The 15,369-nt window shown below is 43.4% G+C and carries 16 protein-coding genes; all 16 read left to right on the forward strand.

Annotated elements, in window-relative coordinates:
- Nucleotides 1-69 precede the first annotated feature (69 nt).
- Nucleotides 70-1,506, forward strand: a complete 1,437-nt coding sequence (gene sufB / locus KDW99_RS05855; RefSeq protein WP_255828354.1) for a Fe-S cluster assembly protein SufB — start codon at nt 70-72, stop codon at nt 1,504-1,506.
- Between the two features lie 13 nt (nt 1,507-1,519).
- Nucleotides 1,520-2,305, forward strand: coding sequence for a Fe-S cluster assembly ATPase SufC (gene sufC, locus KDW99_RS05860; RefSeq protein WP_255828355.1), 786 nt, complete (start codon nt 1,520-1,522; stop codon nt 2,303-2,305).
- A 3-nt stretch (nt 2,306-2,308) separates the two neighbouring features.
- Nucleotides 2,309-3,568, forward strand: a complete 1,260-nt coding sequence (gene sufD / locus KDW99_RS05865) for a Fe-S cluster assembly protein SufD (RefSeq protein WP_255828356.1) — start codon at nt 2,309-2,311, stop codon at nt 3,566-3,568.
- 11 nt (nt 3,569-3,579) lie between these two features.
- The gene (locus KDW99_RS05870) at nt 3,580-4,797 is read left to right on the forward strand and encodes an aminotransferase class V-fold PLP-dependent enzyme (protein WP_255828357.1); all 1,218 of its coding nucleotides are present in this window, start codon (nt 3,580-3,582) and stop codon (nt 4,795-4,797) included.
- 9 nt (nt 4,798-4,806) lie between these two features.
- Nucleotides 4,807-5,157, forward strand: a complete 351-nt coding sequence (locus KDW99_RS05875) for a HesB/IscA family protein (RefSeq protein WP_255828358.1) — start codon at nt 4,807-4,809, stop codon at nt 5,155-5,157.
- A 4-nt stretch (nt 5,158-5,161) separates the two neighbouring features.
- Nucleotides 5,162-5,692, forward strand: a complete 531-nt coding sequence (gene sufT / locus KDW99_RS05880) for a putative Fe-S cluster assembly protein SufT (protein WP_255828359.1) — start codon at nt 5,162-5,164, stop codon at nt 5,690-5,692.
- A gap of 117 nt (nt 5,693-5,809) precedes the next feature.
- A complete protein-coding gene (locus KDW99_RS05885) occupies nt 5,810-6,235 on the forward strand; it encodes a SufE family protein (protein WP_255828360.1) in 426 nt (141 codons plus the stop codon).
- 52 nt (nt 6,236-6,287) lie between these two features.
- The gene (locus tag KDW99_RS05890; RefSeq protein WP_255828361.1) at nt 6,288-7,442 is read left to right on the forward strand and encodes an IscS subfamily cysteine desulfurase; all 1,155 of its coding nucleotides are present in this window, start codon (nt 6,288-6,290) and stop codon (nt 7,440-7,442) included.
- Between the two features lie 156 nt (nt 7,443-7,598).
- Nucleotides 7,599-8,006, forward strand: a complete 408-nt coding sequence (ndk, locus tag KDW99_RS05895) for a nucleoside-diphosphate kinase (RefSeq protein ID WP_024022239.1) — start codon at nt 7,599-7,601, stop codon at nt 8,004-8,006.
- Between the two features lie 145 nt (nt 8,007-8,151).
- Complete coding sequence (rlmN, locus tag KDW99_RS05900) at nt 8,152-9,267, forward strand: 23S rRNA (adenine(2503)-C(2))-methyltransferase RlmN (RefSeq protein WP_255828362.1); 1,116 nt, start codon at nt 8,152-8,154, stop codon at nt 9,265-9,267.
- A gap of 188 nt (nt 9,268-9,455) precedes the next feature.
- The gene (locus KDW99_RS05905) at nt 9,456-10,034 is read left to right on the forward strand and encodes a tetratricopeptide repeat protein (RefSeq protein WP_255828363.1); all 579 of its coding nucleotides are present in this window, start codon (nt 9,456-9,458) and stop codon (nt 10,032-10,034) included.
- Between the two features lies 1 nt (nt 10,035).
- The gene (locus tag KDW99_RS05910) at nt 10,036-11,052 is read left to right on the forward strand and encodes a RodZ domain-containing protein (protein ID WP_255828364.1); all 1,017 of its coding nucleotides are present in this window, start codon (nt 10,036-10,038) and stop codon (nt 11,050-11,052) included.
- Nucleotides 11,053-11,060: 8 nt separating this feature from the next.
- Nucleotides 11,061-12,173, forward strand: coding sequence for a flavodoxin-dependent (E)-4-hydroxy-3-methylbut-2-enyl-diphosphate synthase (gene ispG / locus KDW99_RS05915; protein WP_255828365.1), 1,113 nt, complete (start codon nt 11,061-11,063; stop codon nt 12,171-12,173).
- A gap of 9 nt (nt 12,174-12,182) precedes the next feature.
- The gene (gene hisS / locus KDW99_RS05920) at nt 12,183-13,457 is read left to right on the forward strand and encodes a histidine--tRNA ligase (RefSeq protein WP_255828366.1); all 1,275 of its coding nucleotides are present in this window, start codon (nt 12,183-12,185) and stop codon (nt 13,455-13,457) included.
- A 62-nt stretch (nt 13,458-13,519) separates the two neighbouring features.
- Complete coding sequence (locus tag KDW99_RS05925; RefSeq protein ID WP_255828367.1) at nt 13,520-14,161, forward strand: YfgM family protein; 642 nt, start codon at nt 13,520-13,522, stop codon at nt 14,159-14,161.
- Between the two features lie 2 nt (nt 14,162-14,163).
- Entirely contained in the window at nt 14,164-15,297 is a 1,134-nt protein-coding gene (gene bamB / locus KDW99_RS05930) for an outer membrane protein assembly factor BamB (RefSeq protein ID WP_255828368.1), read from the forward strand.
- Nucleotides 15,298-15,369 lie beyond the last annotated feature (72 nt).

Here is a 15,369-nt window from a genome sequence, read left to right on the forward strand (position 1 = left end):
GAATAAATTAGTAGAGCTTAACGCACTGATTCACAGGGCGTTAGTGACTATAATTGAGTGAGTTTTTATATGACTGAGCAGATAGATAAGGCGCTGGCACGGGAATACGAAGCGGGTTTTGTCTCTGATGTAGAATCAGAAACATTCGAACCTGGTTTAAATGAGGATGTTATTCGTCGTATTTCTGGAATGAAAGGCGAGCCTGAATGGATGCTCGAATGGCGCCTAAGTGCATTTCGTGAATGGTTAGAAATGGAAGAGCCTGAATGGGCGCTAGTCGATTATCCAAAAATAGATTTTCAGTCTATTTCTTACTATTCGGCTCCCAAAAGCATGAAGGATAAACCGAAGTCGTTAGACGAAGTCGATCCTGAATTGCTGCGCACCTATGAGAAACTTGGCATCCCTCTGATAGAGCAACAAATGTTGGCTGGCATCGCAGTTGATGCGGTATTTGATTCCGTTTCTGTGGTGACGACATTCCGTGAAAAGCTAGAAGAAGCGGGTGTTATCTTTTGCCCAATCTCTGAAGCGGTTCATAAGTATCCAGACCTTGTTAAAAAATACATCGGCAGTGTTGTTCCTAAGAAAGACAACTACTATGCAGCCTTGAACTGCGCTGTCTTTACCGATGGATCTTTTGTTTATATTCCTAAAGGCACTCGCTGCCCAATGGAGTTGTCTACTTATTTCCGTATCAATGAGCAAAATACTGGTCAGTTCGAGCGTACCTTGATTGTTGCCGATGAGGGCAGTCATGTAAGTTATCTAGAAGGTTGTACAGCGCCACAGCGTGATGAGAACCAGTTGCATGCTGCTGTTGTAGAATTGGTTGCCATGGATAACGCTGAGATTAAGTACTCAACAGTGCAGAATTGGTACCCAGGTGATGAGAATGGCAAAGGTGGCATTTATAACTTTGTAACGAAACGCGGTATTTGTCATACCAACGCCAAAATTTCTTGGACGCAAGTAGAGACTGGTTCTTCTGTTACTTGGAAGTATCCAAGCTGTATTTTGAAAGGTGATAACAGTGTTGGTGAGTTTTACTCGGTTGCTTTGACACGTGGTCGTCAGCAAGCAGACACGGGGACCAAAATGATTCACCTTGGTAAAAACACCAAGTCCACCATTATATCCAAAGGCATTTCGGCAGGCCGAAGTAACAATAGTTACCGTGGACTTGTTCGTATGAACCCAGGCGCTGAGGGCGCACGTAACTTCACTCAGTGTGATTCTTTGCTGATCGGAGATCAGTGTGGTGCGCATACTTTCCCTTACGTGGAAAGCCGTAATCCGTCTGCTATTGTGGAGCACGAAGCAACGACGTCTAAAGTCAGCGACGAACAGATGTTCTTATGTCGTCAGCGTGGTCTTGATCCTGAAAAAGCCGTATCCATGATTGTGAATGGCTTCTGTAAGGAAGTATTTAAAGAATTACCAATGGAATTTGCCGTCGAAGCTGGCAAGTTACTAGAAATAAGCCTTGAAGGCTCAGTAGGTTAAGGAATTATTAAAGATGTCGAACACGAACAGTTTGTTGACGATAAAAGATTTGCACGCCAGTGTTGAAGAAAAACAAATCATCAAAGGCTTAGATCTAGATATCAAACCGGGTGAAGTTCACGCGATCATGGGCCCAAATGGTGCTGGTAAAAGTACCCTAGGCTATGTTTTGTCTGGTCGCGATGGTTACAGTGTTGAAAGCGGTAGTGTGACGCTTGGCGGTGAAGATTTGCTAGAAATGGAAACAGAAGACCGTGCTCGCGCTGGTTTATTCTTGGCATTCCAATACCCAGTCGAAATTCCTGGTGTAAGCAATTTAGAGTTTTTAAAAGCATCAGTTGATGCGCAGCGTGAAGCGCGTGGTGAAGACGCTATTACGTCTGCTGACTTCTTGAAAGAAGCAAAAGCGGCTTGTAAACAAGTTAACTTACCAGTGGCTTTTTTGAAGCGTGGTGTTAACGAAGGCTTCTCTGGTGGTGAGAAAAAGCGTAATGAACTAATGCAAATGTTATTGCTTAAGCCAAAGCTTTGCATCCTTGATGAAACGGACTCAGGTTTGGACATCGATGCGCTACAAGTGGTTGCTGAAGGTGTAAACAGCCAGCGTTCTGCTGATCGTAGTTTCATTGTTGTGACGCATTACCAGCGTCTTTTGGATTATATTAAACCTGACTTCGTGCATGTATTGTCTGACGGTAAAATCGTTAAGAGTGGCGATGCTTCCCTTGCTCTTGAGTTAGAAGCTCAGGGCTATGCTTGGTTGCAAAAAGAGCCGTCTGAAGACGAACTTGAGGGGTAAGGCATGAGTGAATGGTTAGAAAGCGCCATTACTCGAGCGCAAGGTATTCATGATTGGTTGGCGCCGAAGCGAGCGCATGCCCTTGAAGTTTTAGCAAATACAAAGTGGCCAACACGCAAAACGGAAGCATGGCGTTACACGCCGCTTCGCCCAGTAGAGCGTACACCGGCTAAAATGATTAGTGACAAGGTTGATTTATCGCCTGTCACTATTGCGGATTTGTCTGCTATCGAATTGGTGTTTGTAAATGGTCAGTTTGATCAGACACAATTATCAAAAGCGTTGCCTGAAGGTCTGTCTATTGCCTTAGGTGGTGATTTGGGGGCAGCACAACAAGCCGATGCACTAAATGCGTTTTCGACGATAAAGCCAGAACGTCATATCTTTGGTTTGGTAAACGATGCACTTGCCAAAGATGTGGTTGTTGTCTCTGTTGCACAAGACGTTGAGATTGCTCAGCCGATTCGTATTAGCTCTTTGTTGAGCCTAGGGGCTGAATCTCATACACGCGTCCAAGTGACTTTAGCTACGGGTTCTAAATTAACCGTGATTGAAGATGTGCAGGCGCAAGGTGATAGCTTTAATACAGCATTTGTTGAATACAATGTAGGTGCTAATGCGCGTCTAGAACATTACCGTTTTGCCCTGCAAACAGGAAGTAATCTTGCTATTGGTGGTAGTCACTTTAATTTGCATGACCATGCGAAAATGAACAGCACAATCGTTGGTTTTGGTAGTGAGTTGTCTCGTTTGGATACAGATATTATTCATGCGGGTGAGTTTGCAGATGCTAAGTTAAATGCCATGTATTTGCTGGATGGTAAAGAGTTGTTTGACCTTCATGCGACGGTTGAGCACGCTATGCCAAATGGTAAAACAGAAGAAAACGTTCGTTGTATCGTCGCGGATCGTTCTCGCGCTGTATTTAATGGCCGTATTCATATACATCGTGATGCGCAGAAAACCTTGGCAGAGTTGAATAATCGCAATTTGCTGTTATCTGATAAGGCCGAGATTAACACTAAGCCTGAGTTAGAAATTTACGCAGATGATGTGAAATGTGCTCATGGTGCTACGGTTGCTCAGATTGATAAACAGGCTTTGTATTACTTACAGACTCGAGGTATAAGTCGTTCGAAAGCGCAAGTAATGCTTAACTTTGGCTTTATTAATGAGCTGATTGATTTGATGCCAAACGCCGCATTAGCAGAGTGGATTCGTCCTATTATCCGTGAGCGCTTTGCGCAAATGGAAGTAAAGTAAGCGAGAATCGAATGAGTTTTGATGTAGCGGCTATCCGCGAGCAATTTCCGATTTTAAAACGCGTCATTGATGGTAATCCACTTGTTTATCTCGATAATGCAGCGACAACGCAAAAGCCACAGTGTGTAATTGATGCTTTGGTTGATTATTACTCGACATGCAATTCCAATGTGCATCGTGGTGCCCATCGTCTTGCGGACGAGGCAACACGTCGCTTTGAAGATGCACGAGATATTGTCAAAGACTTTATCAATGCGCCGAAACGTGAAGAAGTGATTTGGACAACTGGCACTACCGAGGCGATTAATATAGTCGCCAATGGTTTGGGGTCTTTGCTGTCGCCGGGTGATGAAGTTATCGCGACTGGAATGGACCATCACGCCAATCTCGTTACTTGGCAGCAAGCCTGCAAAGCGTCAGGCGCCACTTTAAGAACGATTCCCGTTACAGATGCTGGTGAGTTAGATCAAGCGGCTTATGATGCCATGCTGAACGAGCATACAAAGTTTGTGGCTTTTCCGCATGTTTCTAATGCGTTAGGTACCGTGAATCCCATTAAAGAAATGACGGCTAAAGCGAAAAAAGTCGGAGCTTGGGTGCTAGTAGATGGTGCCCAAGGGGCTGCTCATGGTCATGTTGATGTACAAGACATCGGCTGTGACTTTTATGCCTTTTCAGGGCATAAAATCTACGGACCAATGGGTGTCGGAGTGTTGTGGGGTAAAGAATCAGTATTGTCGACTTGGCCTGTATGGCGCACTGGCGGCGAGATGATTTCCACCGTAACTTTGCAGGATGCTACTTGGAACGTATTGCCTTATCGTTTTGAGGCAGGTACGCCCAATGTGGGTGATGCCATTGCCATGGGTGAAGCTGTTCGCTGGTTTAGTGCCTTGGATCAAGAAGCGGTTGCTGCCCACGAAAAGGCTTTATTGGATCGAGCAACAGCGCTGGCTGAAGAGTTTGACGGTTTAACTATTATTGGTACAGCCAAGGAAAAAATTGGCGTACTAAGCTTTGTGATGGATCAAGGGCATCCCGCTGATATCGGTTTTTTATTGGATCGTCAGGGGATTGCTGTTCGTACTGGTGACCATTGTGCCCAGCCTTTGATGGCGCGTTTTAATGTTCCTGGTACCGCGCGAGCATCGTTCGCGATTTATAATACATTAGAAGAAGTTGACGCTTTGTTTGTTGCACTGAAAAAAGTGCGAACAATGCTGGCTTAGGAGGTTTCAATGACAGTAACAACGTTTGATCCTGTCTCTAGCGTGTCTTTAACCGCTTCTGCGCAGAAATATTTTGCCTCAAAATTGACAAAGCAGCCAGGCAAGCTGATTCGGCTAAGTACCAAAGAGAGCGGTTGTACCGGTTTCTCCTATGTGCTGGATATTGTTGATGCCGCTTTGGAAAGTGATATGGTTTTGGATTTCGGCAATGTCACCCTTGCGGTCGATTCGCATTCGACTTCCATGCTGAAAGGCACTGAGATTGACTTGGTACGCGAAGGCGTTAACGAAGTTGTGAAGTTTAAAAACCCTAACGTTGTAGCCGAATGTGGCTGTGGCGAAAGCTTTAGTGTGAGTTAACTTCATGCAAAAAATGGTAGTAACACAACGCCCTTGTCCAGCTCGACGAGTGCCAAGCGGTGAACCAGTTAGTATTCATGAGGGTCAGTTTATTACGATTAATCAGAGCTTGGGCGGTAATTACACCGTTACGTGGCAAGGTAATATGCTGCGCATAGATGGAACCGATGCTGAAGCGATTGGTCAGCAACCTGAGGTTTTAGATTTTGAGGATCTCGGTACCGGGGAAATCAGTAAGGATCAGGTTTGGCAGGCATTGGATACCATCTACGATCCGGAGATTCCTATTAGCTTGGTGTCCTTAGGTTTGGTATATAAAGTGACACTTGACCAAGAGGCTAAGTCTGTTTTGATTGATATGACGTTGACTGCACCAGGTTGTGGAATGGGACCTGTTTTGGTTGGTGATGTTAAGTATCGAGTGGCGAAAGTGCCAAATGTTGACTCAGTGAAAGTCGATTTGGTATTTGATCCACCTTGGTCGCGAGAAATGATGAGTGAAGAAGCTCAATTGGAAGCGGGTCTTTTCTTTTAGCCGCTTTCTTTTGATAGCTTCGGTCATTCATTAAAATCGAATACAATATGAAACGGCCTTGGTGCTTAGCCAATGCCGTTTTTGTTTTAATAGGCACAGTGCAAAAAGAGGGTAGTCATGGCTTTACCTAGTACGGAAGACATCGTAGACGATCTGTCGTTTTTTGACGATTGGGAAGATAAGTACAAGTACATCATTGATTTGGGTAAATCTTTGCCTGCATTTGATGATGCGTGGCGCACGCCTGAGCGTATGGTGAAAGGCTGCCAGAGCAGTGTTTGGATTCAGCCGGGCAGTGAGCAAGATGCAATAAAAGGCGAAGTGCTGACTTTTGCGGTAGACAGTGATGCCATCATTGTTCGTGGTTTACTTGGCTTGGTGTTAGCAGCATTGGATCATAAAACACCACAGGAAATTTTAGATTTCGATATCACGGAGTATTTCGAAGAGCTGGATCTTGAGAGGCACTTGAGTCCGACTCGTGGTAATGGTCTGCGTTCTATTGTGGGTCGCATAAAAGGCATCGCACAGGCTGCCGCTTAACTTTTTTTAATTGTAAAAAAGCAGTCGTTTAATTTTTATTGGAGAGCGTTAAATGAACACCCCGGTTTACCTAGATAATTCTGCTACCACGCCAGTTGACCCAAGAGTGGCTGAAAAAATGATGGCGTGTTTAACGCAGGACGGAAACTTTGGAAACCCGGCTTCGCGTTCGCATCTTTTTGGCTGGCGTGCGGAAGAAGCGGTAGAAGAGGCTAGATTGCAGGTGGCAAGTTTAATTAAAGCAGACTCTCGTGAGATTGTTTGGACATCCGGTGCGACAGAAGCAAACAACTTGGCGTTGAAAGGTGTTGCTCATGCTTATCGTCAAAAAGGCCGCCATATTATTACGTCGATGATTGAGCACAAGGCGGTTTTGGACCCTTGTAAACAGCTTGAAAAAGAAGGCTTTGAAGTGACTTATTTGCAACCAGATTCCCATGGGGTGATTTCACCAAATCAGGTTGCAGAAGCACTTCGTGAAGATACAATTTTAGTGTCTTTGATGCATGGTAATAATGAACTTGGTGTGCTGACGGATATTGCTGCGATTGGTGAATTAACGCGATCGCATGGTGTGTTTTTTCACGTGGATGCTGCGCAAACTACCGGCAAAGTTGAGATTGACGTTAATGCTATGAAAGTAGATTTGATGTCGCTTACGGCTCATAAAACCTATGGTCCAAAAGGGATTGGTGCTTTGTTTGTAAGACGCTCGCCAAAAGTGAAGCTAGAGGCGCAAATTCATGGTGGTGGTCATGAGCGTGGTATGCGTTCTGGTACTTTGGCAACACATCAAATTGTCGGTATGGGCGAAGCGTTTCGTTTGGCTGGTGAAGAAATGGAGCGAGATTGTGCCCGCATCAAAGCCTTGCGTGAACGTTTGTGGTCCTCTTTAACTGAGCTATCAGGTGTGCACCTGAATGGTGATGCTGATAACCGCGTTGCCGGCGTGTTGAATGTTGGTTTCTCTGGCGTGGATGGGGAAGTGTTATTGATGTCTTTGAGTGACATTGCTGTCTCATCTGGATCGGCATGTACATCAGCAAGCTTGGAGCCGTCCTATGTGTTGCGAACCATTGGTTTGGCCGATGATTTAGCGCACAGTTCCTTGCGTCTTTCCGTAGGACGATTTACCACGGAAGAAGAGGTGGATTTTGCGGCTGAGACGATTAAAAATGCAGTGGGACGTCTTAGATCTGTGGCTTAGAGGTAAGAATTTGTACTTTTATTGATGTTTGAATAAATAATGTTCGTTTGATCATACAATTTTAATGAATTGCTGCGTATAATACGCGCGCTGAACTTTTAAGTCCCGGGCCATGCAAAAGGCATCGCCCCTTTAAATTTAATTTGGAGTTATACCATGGCGTTAGAACGCACTCTATCAATCATCAAGCCAGATGCTGTTGCTAAAAACGTAATCGGCGAAATCTACACTCGTTTTGAGCGTGCTGGTTTTAAAATCGTTGAAGCTAAAATGATTCAACTAGACGACGAATTGGCTGGCGGTTTTTACGCTGAGCACAAAGAGCGTCCTTTCTACAAAGATTTGGTTGCTTTCATGACGTCTGGTCCTGTTGTTGTTTCTGTTCTTGAAGGTGAAGGCGCTGTTCTTCGTCACCGTGAACTTATGGGCGCAACTAACCCTAAAGAAGCGACTGCTGGTACTTTGCGTGCAGATTACGCAACGTCTATCGATGCAAATGCTGTTCATGGTTCTGATTCTGTTGAATCTGCAACTCGTGAAATTGCTTACTTCTTCGGTAAGTAATTGACAGCTAGGACCTTTATGTCCGATCTGTTTTAAAAAAGCGGGCGTGAGCCCGCTTTTTTACAGAGGCTTCTGAAAAGACTTTTCTTTTCAGAGGCTTTTTTCGTTTACACTTAATGCTAACTACAGCAAGCGACATAGAATTATGACTGACATCAAAAAAGTAAACCTGTTGGGTTTATCTCCTGACAAACTGATTGAGTTCTTTGAATCCATTGGCGAAAAGAAATTTCGCGCAACACAAGTGATCAAATGGATCCATCAAAAGGGAGCAGAAAGCTTTGACGAAATGACCGATGTCAGCAAGGCGTTGCGAGCAAAATTAGAGCAAATTTGTGAGATTCGTGGGCCAGAAGTGGTTTCTCAGAATATCTCCAGTGATGGTACGCGAAAGTGGATTATTCGCACTGACGGTGGCAAAAACGATTGCGTGGAAACGGTTTTGATTCCAGATGGTGATCGAGCGACTTTGTGTGTTTCTTCGCAAGTGGGATGTTCTTTAGATTGCAGCTTTTGTTCAACGGGTAAGCAGGGTTTTAACCGTAATTTAACGCCAGCTGAAATTATAGGGCAGGTTTGGATTGCGATTAAGTCGTTTGGCCCTATGGATCCGAATGGTCCTCGTCGTGTTACTAACGTGGTGATGATGGGCATGGGTGAGCCTTTGATGAATTTCGAGCCTGTTGTTGATTCTATGATTCTTATGATGCACGACCATGCGTACGGCTTGTCTAAGCGCCGTGTAACCTTGAGTACTTCAGGTGTTGTGCCTAAAATTTATGAATTGGTAAAACGTACCGATGTATCTTTGGCTATTTCATTGCATGCGCCAAACGACGCTTTGCGTAACGAGCTTGTACCCATTAATAAAAAATATCCGATTGCGGAGTTAATTGAATCTTGCCAGCACTACTTGGCAAATTTACCGGATAAGCGCCATATTACGATTGAATACACATTGATGTCTGGTGTGAATGATAACGAAGAGCAGGCCCATGAATTGGCTGAGCTTCTTAAGGTATTGGAATGTAAAATCAACTTGATTCCATTTAACCCCTTCCCACATTCGGGTTATGAGAAACCATCGAATAATCGTACTCGTCGCTTCCAGAAAATCCTAGCGGATGCTGGGTATACTGTGACAGTCCGAACGACCCGTGGTGATGATATTGATGCGGCTTGTGGTCAATTGGTTGGAGACTTCCATGATAAAACTCGCCGTAGTCAGAAGTATATTGAATTACGAGAAGTGAAAAGCTAACGTATTTTTTCAAAAATAATGTATATGACAAGGATGTCTGTATGCGCTTGTGGTTACTGCCTTTTTTATTGTATTGCGTGCTTTGCTCATCTTGTGCTTACCAGGCCGTTTATCCAGAACCGCCTCCTATTTCCGAGCCTAAAAAACTGTCAATTGTTCAAGCTCATCTTTTGTTAGGGCAGTGGGGGGTGGCAAAAAAGCAACTTGACCAAGTTGACGAATCATACCAAGGGCGTGATTATTGGCGACTGCTCAGTTTGTATTGGCTGAGTGTTGAAGATTACAGTGAAGCGCTTTTGGTCCATGAAAAAGCTCTGCAGAAGTTTCCTTATGATGACTTTGTATGGAATAACTATGGGGTTCTTTTAGGACTAAAAAAACGATGGGACGAGGCTTGTGTTGCTTTTGAAAAAGCAGACAGTAAAGGCTTGGCAGCGCGCCAATCAGTGCAAATTAATCTTTCCAGATGCGCTCTACGCCAGAAACAAGTAAGTTTGGCTGGAATCTATCTAAAACAAGCAAAAGAAATTGCGGATTTACCTCTGATTGGTTTGATGACAGAGCTCAATCTTGTTTTAATACAAGGTAACAATGACAAAGCTCGCTTAATTTTTAATAATATCCAGGCTGATAAACAAAATGCTCGAGGAACGGTGCATTTTGATGAGTACAACTGTCTGTCGCGGCATTTAATTGCACGCGAAACTGACCCTACATTGTCCTCATTTGCGAGTGATTTTACATGCCTAAATGGCTCAAGGTATTGACATGACAACTGAATTTCAAACGGATGCTTCTGTAAGTAAAGCGAATATGGACACCATTAATATCGGTAATCGGTTAAAGGCAAAAAGGTTAGAGTTAGAGTTTGATGAAAGGTATGTTGCTACCGAGCTAAAAATCCCAATTGATCAAGTGCGAGCGCTTGAAGCAAACAATTTTAGTTATTTCCGCTCCGTTACCTTTGCTCGTGGTTTTCTGAAAAGCTATTGCCGTTTACTAGGAATTGATCCATCTGAAATCTTAAATGCTTTTGATGCGGAAAGAGCTGATGCTGAAACAACAATTAAGCCAGTTGATAAAGTTAATAAGCAATCTCATTTAGGTGACCCAATTGTTATCTTTATTTCTGTGGTGATTATTGCTGTTTTGGTCTTTTTGGTATTCTGGTGGCCTTCTCAAACAAACAATACTCCAATGTCTAATGATTCTCAGAATGGAGATAAGGTTGAGCAAACAGCTGGAAGCGAAGATGATGTAAGGATATCTAAAGAGCCTATAATAGACGAGCCAAATGACTCTATAGCTGTTGAGGATAAGATTGATGCTCAGTTAAACCAAATTCCAAAAGCAACTTCTGAACAAAAAACGGAAGTAAAAAGCTCACAAGGTCAGCAAGAAGTTGATGAAAGTAATGTTGTATCGGGGCTTTCTGAAGAAACAATGGAAATTTTGGAAGAGGCTGGCGTAAAACCAGAGGATGTCATTAGAGCCAATGCTGAAGCTCCTGCTGAGCTTGCAGCTGCGCCCAAATTACCTTCTTACTCTGATGAAGTAGAAATGACTTTTGATGCGGATTGCTGGACGGAAGTGAGAGATTCCTCAGGAAAAATTTTATTTTCTGGGGTGAAGTCTGCGAATAGTACATTATCTCTAAATGGCAAGGCACCTTACCGCGTTGTATTAGGCTACGCGAAGGGTGTTTCATCTTTGAAATACAAAGGTGAAGAATTCGATTTTTCTTCTTTTACACGTAAAGATTTGGCTCGATTTGAGCTCAAGTAGAGACTCCTATGCATTTTGAATCACCTATTAAACGCCGCCATTCTCGTCAAATTATGGTTGGGAATGTGCCGGTTGGCGGTGGTGCGCCAATCAGTGTTCAAAGTATGACGAACACGGAAACTTGTGATGTTGACGCGACTGTGGCTCAGATCCGTGCTATTGCCGAGGCGGGAGCAGATATTGTTCGTGTATCAATACCATCGATGGATGCGGCCGAAGCATTTAAAAAAATACGCGAAGCGGTTTCTATTCCATTAGTCGCTGATATTCACTTTGATTATAAAATTGCTTTGAAAGTGGCTGAGTATGGTGTCGATTGCCTGCGAATTAATCCAGGTAATATCGGTAATAAAGATCGTATTCGTGCCGTGGTAGATTGTGCCCGCGATAAAAATATTCCTATTCGTATTGGGGTCAATGCTGGCTCTTTAGAAAAAGATTTGCAAAAAAAATACGGAGAGCCAACGCCTGATGCGTTGGTGGAATCAGCTTTTAGACAAATCCAATACTTTGATGAGTTAGACTTTCATGAGTACAAGCTGAGCCTTAAAGCGTCTGATATTTTCATGACGGTTGAAGCCTACCGAAAAATTGCCAGTCAAATAGATAATCCGTTGCATTTGGGGATTACTGAAGCGGGCGGTTTGCGTTCTGGAACAGTAAAATCTTCTATTGGTCTTGGTTTGCTGTTAATGGACGGTATTGGCGATACGCTACGTGTTTCATTGGCGGCTGATCCTGTGCAAGAAATTAAAGTCGGTTGGGATATGTTGCGCAGTTTGAAGTTGCGTAATCGAGGCATTAATTTTATTGCTTGTCCAAGCTGCTCCCGTCAGAATTTTGATGTCATTAAAACGATGAATCAGTTAGAAGAGCGTCTTGATGATATTACTATTCCAATGGATGTTGCTGTTATTGGCTGTGTGGTAAATGGGCCAGGCGAAGCAAAAGAAGCGGACATTGGTCTTGCTGGTGGTTCGCCGAATAACTTGATTTATCAAGATGGCAAGCCGGACAGTAAAACGAAAAATGAAACGCTTGTTGATGATTTAGAAAAAATGATTCGTAAAAAGGCTCTCCTAAAAGAACAGGAATTGGCCAATATCATTGTAAAAAATTAAGGATCCATTGTGGCTCGTAAAATTCAAGCGATCAGGGGAATGAACGACATTCTGCCTGACCAATCTTCTGTTTGGTTATATCTAGAAAAAACAGTAGCAGATGTTGTTAAGTCTTATGGATATCAGCAAATTCGTTTTCCCATTGTGGAAAATACGGATTTGTTCAAGCGCGGTGTTGGTGAGACAACGGATATTGTTGAAAAAGAGATGTATACCTTTGATGATCGTAATGGCGAATCTTTGACTTTACGCCCTGAAGGTACTGCGAGCTGTGTTCGTGCAGCGGATCAAGCTGGTTTGTTATTTAATCAAACTCAGCGTTTGTGGTACACGGGACCTATGTTTCGTTATGAGCGTCCCCAAAAAGGTCGTTATCGTCAATTTCATCAGATAGGTGTGGAGTCCTTTGGTATGGGGTCTGCAGATATCGATGCTGAGTTGATTATCTTGTCTGCCCGCCTATGGCAAAAACTTGGTCTGCTAGAGCATGTTGAGCTGCAGCTAAATACGATTGGTTTAGCCTCTGAACGCGAAAACTACAAAGCGGCTTTAGTTGATTATTTGACAGAGTTTAAAGATCAACTAGACGAAGACAGTCAGCGCCGTCTAGAAACAAATCCACTAAGAATCTTGGACTCTAAAGATGAGTCGACCCAAGCGGTGTTAAAAGATGCACCTAATTTAGAAGATTTTATCGGTGAAGAATCTCAAGCCCATTTTGATTTTTTGCAGGCTATTCTGAAGGCCAATGGCATTCCGTATGTCATCAATCGTCGTTTAGTGCGTGGTTTGGATTATTACGGCAAAACGGTTTTTGAATGGGTAACAACGCATTTGGGATCGCAAGCAACCGTGTGCGCTGGCGGCCGTTACGATGGCTTGGTTGAGCAATTGGGAGGGAAATTTACTCCCGCTGTTGGTTTCGCAATGGGGATTGAGCGTTTAGTGCTTTTGCTTGAAACATTAAACCTAATTCCTGAAGCTGCAACATTCTCTACTGATGTGTTTGTTATCAGTATGGGGGATGATGCAGAGCTTACTTCTTTTGTCCTAGCCGAGAAGTTGCGTGAAGAAAATTCAAATTTGGTTGTTTTACGTCACTGTGGCGGTGGAAACTTTAAGAATCAAATGAGAAAAGCCGACCGGTCAGAGGCTCGTTTCACGATTATCTTAGGGCAAAATGAAGTAGATAATGGTATTTGTCAGATAAAAGATATGTCAACGGGTGAGCAACAATCTCAACCGCTTGATGATGTTGCTGCTTATATTTGCGCCAAGTTGTAATTTGATTTAATGGAGTACTGCCATATAAATGATTTGGCAGTACCTTGCATGAGGAAGAAAAAGTGTCTGAATTAAAGACTGAAGAAGAGCAAATCGAAGCGTTTAAATCTTGGTGGAAAAAGAACGGCATGATGTTGGTGGTTGCTGTTGCTGTTGCCGTCGGTGGATATTTCGGCTGGCAGGCATGGAAAACCAATCAAGCTAACTACATTAGCGAAGCATCAGCATTATATCAAAACTTGGTTCAGGCCTCTGCTGATTTAAGTGATGAGAATAACCAAAAAACGGTAACCTTTATCGCTAAGCAACTTGCTGAGGATTATGGTGATACGGGTTATGCAATGTTCGGTCAATTGTTTTTAGCTCGAGTGGATGCTGAAAATGGTAAATACGATGAGGCAATTAAAGCCTTAGAAGATGCAATCGCCAAAACTCAAGATGTGTCTTTTATTGCTATTGCAAACTTACGTGTTGCACGTTTAATGCTTCAGAAACAAGATTATGCTGGTGCAATGACACGTGCTGAGCAAGTATCTGAAGAAGAGTTTGTTGCACAGAAGCAAGAGCTCATTGGTGATATCTTAATTGCCCAAGGTAAACGTGATGATGCGCGTGTCGCTTATCAAAAGGCAAGTGAGTCATTGGGCGTAGGTGTGAATCATCCATTGCTTGATATAAAGCTTAAAGATTTGGTGAAAGGCTAATTATGAGCAAGTCTCTTTATTACATTGTTTTGTTTTCTGCTTTGATCCTTCAAGGTTGCTCTAACTCCCGTCCAGCTTTATCAGATCTTCCCTCTATTGAAAGTAAGGTGGATTTAAAGACAGCTTGGCGCACGGGGGTTGATGGTAATTTTGGTGAGTCCAGTGAGCGTTTCAATCTCGTTGCAGAAAACGGCTCTTTGTACTTTGTTACGGATAAGGGAACAGTATACGAGCTTGCGCAAGATAATGGGGATAAGAAAGACTCTTTCTCGACTGATTATAAACCAAGTGCTGGCGTAACGCGCCATGGCGATATTGTGTATTTCGGTACATATGATGCCCAACTTGTCGCTGTTTCTTTAGCAAGTAAATCTGTCTTGTGGGAAAAAGCACTAAGCTCGGAAGTATTGTCTGAAGCGTCTTATGCTGCGGGCAAAATAGCCATTCAAACAGCCGATGGTTGGTTGAGTGTGATGGATGCTGAGACAGGTGATACGCTGTGGCGTGCAAAAGAAGATTTGCCATCTTTAACGGTACGTGGTACAAGCGCACCCATTATTTCCGATGGTAAAGTCATTGCAGGTTTTGCCAGTGGAAAATTGAAAGCCTACTCTTTGCAAGATGGCAATTTACTTTGGTCTTATGATGTAGGTAAGCCAGAAGGGCGTTACGAAATTGAGCGACTAAGCGATGTAGATGGTCGTTTAGTGGTAGAAAATGGTGTTGTTTACGCCGTTGCCTACAATGGTACGCTGGCCGCACTTTCAATTGAAAATGGTCGACCACTATGGCAGCGTAGCATCCCTAGTTCAGTGGGTGTTGCTGTAAAGGGAGAGCTTCTTGTTGCTGTTGATATGACCAGTAAAGTCATTGCATTGAATGCTAAAAATGGCACTGAAGTTTGGAAAAATAAAGATCTTGTAGACCGAGATTTGATTACACCAGAGTTTTTTCGTGATTATGTTGCTGTGATGGATCGCGGTGGTTACGTTCATTTACTTGATCTAACGACAGGCGAAGTTGCAGCTCATAAAGTCGCTGATAATGGTGTTCCTTCTGGTAGTCGTATGGTCGCAAATGATAAGCAATTGTTTATTCTTACGCCGAACTCTAATGTAACGGCATTGAGCTATTGAAATCAATTTCGATTTCTTTATAGCGATTTTTAAAGAGGCTGCCATCCCTTAATGGGGATGGTGGCCACTTTG

Origin of the sequence: Marinomonas rhizomae (assembly GCF_024397855.1) — a bacterium.
GTDB classification, from domain to species: Bacteria; Pseudomonadota; Gammaproteobacteria; order Pseudomonadales; family Marinomonadaceae; genus Marinomonas; species Marinomonas rhizomae_A.